The following is a 4,315-nucleotide window of genomic DNA, read 5'->3' on the forward strand; positions in this document are numbered from 1 at the left end:
TTGATTTTTTTGATGCAGTGTAATAATTTCGCTTTTTGGTCATTCTATTCCCCTCTTATATTAGAAGAATAGCTCTTAAAAATACCTTTTTTTCGTCTAAAAATCCGCGCCTATATCATACTGCCGATAAAAAAACTGCTTTTGTTTTAGATGTAGGTATAGGGCCAAATATTATAAATACAAAAAATTATAATGAAGAATCGATAGATAATGGCATCACTATTCCTAACCAGGCTTACCATGGGAAGATGCAAACTGTATTTAGTGCCGCAGTAGGTGCAGGGGTGCGATTTAACAACGTTTGGCGGACTACTTCATTTGAAGTAGCTTATAAATACTTCTACCTCAATAAAGCAAATTTAGCTCCTAGAGATGGAGTACTTAATGGTCTTTCCACCGGTAATATCAATGCGAATGCCTTAGTTCTCACTTTAGTTGCATAAGTAAGGGATTAAAATGAAAAAAATTATTTTTATTTGTCTGTTTATTGTAAGCCAATTTGTCTTTTCTACGCCCATTGATACGCATTTATTAAATGTGAGCGTTCAGGGTTTAAACTTGTTGATTACACCTAAAAAAGCCACAAATTATCCACTCGCCGGGATAAAAATTTTAAGCTCAGGCTACACTGTAAGTGGTTGCACAAAAAAAGCCAATGGTTATTGCCGGTTTAAAATAAATAAGGGTAAAACTTCCCAATTAACCCTGTCACGCCCAGGAAGGGTTCGTTACATTATCTGTCTCAATGCCGTTAACCATCTACAATGTCAAAATTATGTTAGTACGGCAACAGGTAGCAGTGCTTCTAAAATCTATATTGGGAGTACAGGCTCAGGTGGCACAGGCTATGTTACTTATTGTCCCTTAATTAACGGTAACATTGATACTGACCAGTGTAAGCTAGCATCTACAGCTTTGACTGGTACTTCTCCCTACTATTTAAGTATAAATAAAAGTGCAAAAAAGATTTATATCACCGAGTCTTTCGGTTCAACAGTAAGAACTTGTTCATTAAATTCTCAAGGAGCAATTGTTGCACCCTGCTCAGATTTCGCAGGCTTTACTACCACGAGCGGTGTTTATTATAACCCGAAATTTAATAAACTTTATGTTGCCAATACGATCCAAAACAATGTTTCAGTCTGTACCCTCAATGCCAACGGGACTATTGCCTCATGTAGCCAAAAAACAGGTTTTCTTACTCCTTCAGATATTACAATTAATGATGCAGGGACGCGAATCTACGTAAGCAATAAAAATGATGGCAGCATTGCCATATGTAATCTGAATAATGCTGGTTCGATTACTACTTGCCCTTACAGTACCGCACCGAATTCTTTTAATAATCCGGATGGTGTGGTGATTAATTCACTCACTAATAAAATATATATTGCTAATAATAACTCCGATGCTATCAGTACTTGTAGTTTGGCTGCTAACGGCAGCATCAATCTTGCCAGCTGCAGTCTTTCAAATCCAATCTTCAATTTTCCTCGAGGGTTAGCACTAAATGCAGCAGAGAAGAAGCTTTATGTAGCTGAATCTATATTGAACGGAGTTATTGCTGTTTGTAATTTAAGCCCTGCAGGGAGCATAGGTACTTGCACGAAATTGGTAGACGGATTTGTATTTCCAACAGGGTTAACACTTAACTAGGCTACACTGCAGTTTGGCAACTGCTTGCCAAACTGCAGTAAGCTATAAATTAATACCGAATAATCCAAGAATCAAACATGGCCTGTGCTGTAGGTAAGCTTAAATCATAATCTTTTTCTAAAGCCGTATAACTCCAAAGGTAGAACTCTTTTTGCGAGGAGTCTCGGGCTAGGAAATATTGCGTTTTTTTGAATTCATTGCCATTGTACTGATATAAAATAGTCACATACATCCCTTTAATATGCTCGGGATCACTGGGTAGGGCTAGGTTGCCAAAGTCGATAACCTTGCCTTGTTTACTAAGCTGTTCTGTATAATCTTTCACTAAATCACTGATCGAAACTGCTTGATTACCTAATTGGTTTGCCGTTAACAGCTCAATTTTAATTACCGTAAAAAAAGCTGGGGTATCTTTAGGGCCACTAAAAATAACACCCGCTTTATCGGTGCTCGTATATAGCCAATCATAGGGGTATTTAAGGGTGTAAATATTATTAGCTTGCTGGTAAGTATTACTCAGGAAAACCGGCTGTTTACCTAAGAAATAATCGCAAATATGATAAAAAATGAGGACGAATATGAAGAATAAAATCCCTTTAATCAATGCTTTCAATTACTTATCCTTATTGATGATTTATTGTTTTTATACTATTTAATGGTATAAAGGTCTCTACTCCATGTTCTGTTTTTTGCCGCTCACCTTTCCACGCATGGCCATAAACCACTTCATAGCTAAGCGGGTATTTGGCATTTTCGGTTTTTAAGTGCTCATAGTGTTCTGCAAAAAGACGCCAAGCCCTCTTACCGGTTAAACCTTGATTGCGAGCAGGATTGATATTACGAACGCCTTGATTTTTTAAGGCGCGTACTAAATGAGTAACACTCTCATAATGCGCTGTCAAAGATTCCATATCCATTACTGGGTCTAAAAAATACTCGCTTAATAAACTATCGCCTACATCATGCATATCTGCAAACGAATTAACATGCTCATAAGAAGAGGCGCCTGCCCAACAATTTTTTAATTCTTTAAAGGTGTCGGGACCTAAGGTCGTAAACATAAAACAGGCATTAACGTTCATGACCCGATTTAATTCCCGCAGAACCTGTTCTAAAGGATTTCCCCAATGAATCACTTGATTAGCAAAAACCAAATCAAACAACCCCGTTGTAAAAGGAAGCTGTTTCATATCGCCAGCTACTAATGACCATTTACAGCGCCAGCTTTGTTTTTTGTGCGCTTCTTTTAACATAGCAGGAGCAAGATCGAGGCCGACTATTCGTGCCTTTGGATACATTTTTGCCAATTCACGAGAAAAAATACCAGGACCGCAGCCTAAATCAAGAATATATTGAGGATTAATTTTTAAATACTGTAAACGCGCTAATAAACGTAACCCTATTTCATGTTGTACTTTAGCAGCTTTTTCATAATTACCTGCTTGTTGATTAAAAGCCTTGCTAATTTCATTAATAACAGACATTATAAGGACCAGGAAAAGTTAAGGAAAATCCAACGCTCATGCGCCACAAGCTGCTTAGTATAGCACAGAGAATACGTCTGCCTTCAATATGTATATTATGTAACCAGTTTCATCCCACAAGACTCGCGGTCTGTGATTTTTGTATTGCCCTATTCCCTAGTTTAGGACCTTCTTGTAAATATTGTGCCTTTCCTTTACCGGATGAGGGGTATTTAATTTGCGGCCATTGCATCAAACAACCACCCTATTTTAATAACGCGACTATTGCTTATTCGTTTGAAGAACCTCTGCGCGGTTTGCTTCACCGTTTTAAATATCAAAATGGACTTTATTTAAGCTCACTCTTAGCCCAGTTAATAATAAATGCCTGGAAGAAACAACCTTCTACCCCGCAATGCCTTATCCCAGTCCCCATGCACCCTAAAAAAATAAAGAGCCGCGGCTTTAATCAAACCATTATCATAGCTCAATTGTTAAGCAAACGCTTAAAGATCCCGATTGACTTTATCAGTTGTCAAAAAAAACTGCATACCCCAGCGCAAGCAGAATTAAATGGTAAAAAACGTAGCCAAAATATTAAAAATGCATTTTCTGTGGCTCCTAGTTCCTATAAACACATTGCCCTTATTGATGATTTATTAACCACGGGAAGTACGGTGAATGAATTAGCCAAAGTTTTGAAAAAATCTGGGGTGCAACAGGTGGATATTTGGTGTTGTGCAAGAGCCGTGAAAAAAACGCTTTAAGGCTTTTAATCTTTGCAAGCGCCCAAATTTGGCTATTATTTAAAATGAACCCATGGACTAGTGGAATCATATGGAACAATTTATAGATCGTCACCAAGCAGGTCAATTACTGGCAAAGCGGTTAAAAGCATTTATTAGGGAACCTAATTTGCTGGTCTTAGCCTTACCACGCGGCGGTGTGCCAATAGGCTTTGAAATTGCAAACGCCTTATCAATTCCCTTAGACGTATTTATCGTACGCAAACTGGGGGTTCCAGATCACAAAGAGTATGCGATGGGCGCTATAGCGACAGGGGAAATTATCCTTTTAAATAACTCATGTTACGCACGGTCAATTTTAAGCTGCCATATTTTTAAGCTCCTGCCAAGCAATCTGGTTCGCTCTAAGAATCAATTTGTACTTAATAGCAAAGTGATTTAAATGAGTTT

6 protein-coding genes are annotated in these 4,315 nt (G+C 37.9%); 4 read left to right on the plus strand and 2 right to left on the minus strand.

Features of this window, described 5'->3' with window-relative positions; genetic code table 11:
- Positions 1–35: 35 nt before the first annotated feature.
- Both ELY15_RS13910 and ELY15_RS13915 read left to right on the plus strand, forming a co-directional pair.
- Positions 36–443: a hypothetical protein gene (locus ELY15_RS13910; RefSeq protein WP_127101062.1), complete on the plus strand. Its 408-nt coding sequence runs from the start codon at positions 36–38 to the stop codon at positions 441–443.
- A gap of 13 nt (positions 444–456) precedes the next feature.
- Positions 457–1,656 (plus strand): YncE family protein, encoded by a 1,200-nt coding sequence (locus ELY15_RS13915; protein ID WP_127101064.1) that lies wholly within the window; start codon positions 457–459, stop codon positions 1,654–1,656.
- A 49-nt stretch (positions 1,657–1,705) separates the two neighbouring features.
- On the opposite strand, the gene ELY15_RS13920 is transcribed toward ELY15_RS13915, so the two are convergent.
- Together ELY15_RS13920 and bioC are read right to left on the minus strand one after the other, a co-directional pair.
- Positions 1,706–2,269, minus strand: coding sequence for a hypothetical protein (locus ELY15_RS13920; protein ID WP_127101066.1), 564 nt, complete (start codon positions 2,267–2,269; stop codon positions 1,706–1,708).
- Between the two features lie 10 nt (positions 2,270–2,279).
- Positions 2,280–3,140 carry a malonyl-ACP O-methyltransferase BioC gene (bioC, locus tag ELY15_RS13925; RefSeq protein ID WP_127101068.1) on the minus strand — a complete coding sequence of 287 codons (861 nt, stop codon included), beginning with the start codon at positions 3,138–3,140 and terminating at the stop codon, positions 2,280–2,282.
- 38 nt (positions 3,141–3,178) lie between these two features.
- On the opposite strand from bioC, the gene ELY15_RS13930 reads away from it, so the two are divergent.
- Entirely contained in the window at positions 3,179–3,886 is a 708-nt protein-coding gene (locus ELY15_RS13930) for a ComF family protein (protein WP_127101070.1), read from the plus strand.
- Positions 3,887–3,956: 70 nt separating this feature from the next.
- Positions 3,957–4,307: a hypothetical protein gene (locus tag ELY15_RS16470; protein ID WP_127101072.1), complete on the plus strand. Its 351-nt coding sequence runs from the start codon at positions 3,957–3,959 to the stop codon at positions 4,305–4,307.
- Positions 4,308–4,315 lie beyond the last annotated feature (8 nt).

The sequence above is a fragment of the Legionella sp. km772 genome, from assembly GCF_003989735.1.
In the GTDB taxonomy this organism is placed as follows: domain Bacteria; phylum Pseudomonadota; class Gammaproteobacteria; order Legionellales; family Legionellaceae; genus Legionella.

Coding starts and splice junctions, on each gene's coding strand:
- ELY15_RS13915 (WP_127101064.1), top strand. CDS start 457: ATGAAAAAAATTATTTTTATTTGTCTGTTTATTGTAAGCCAATTTGTC.
- bioC (WP_127101068.1), bottom strand. CDS start 3,140: ATGTCTGTTATTAATGAAATTAGCAAGGCTTTTAATCAACAAGCAGGT.
- ELY15_RS13930 (WP_127101070.1), top strand. CDS start 3,179: ATGCGCCACAAGCTGCTTAGTATAGCACAGAGAATACGTCTGCCTTCA.
- ELY15_RS16470 (WP_127101072.1), top strand. CDS start 3,957: ATGGAACAATTTATAGATCGTCACCAAGCAGGTCAATTACTGGCAAAG.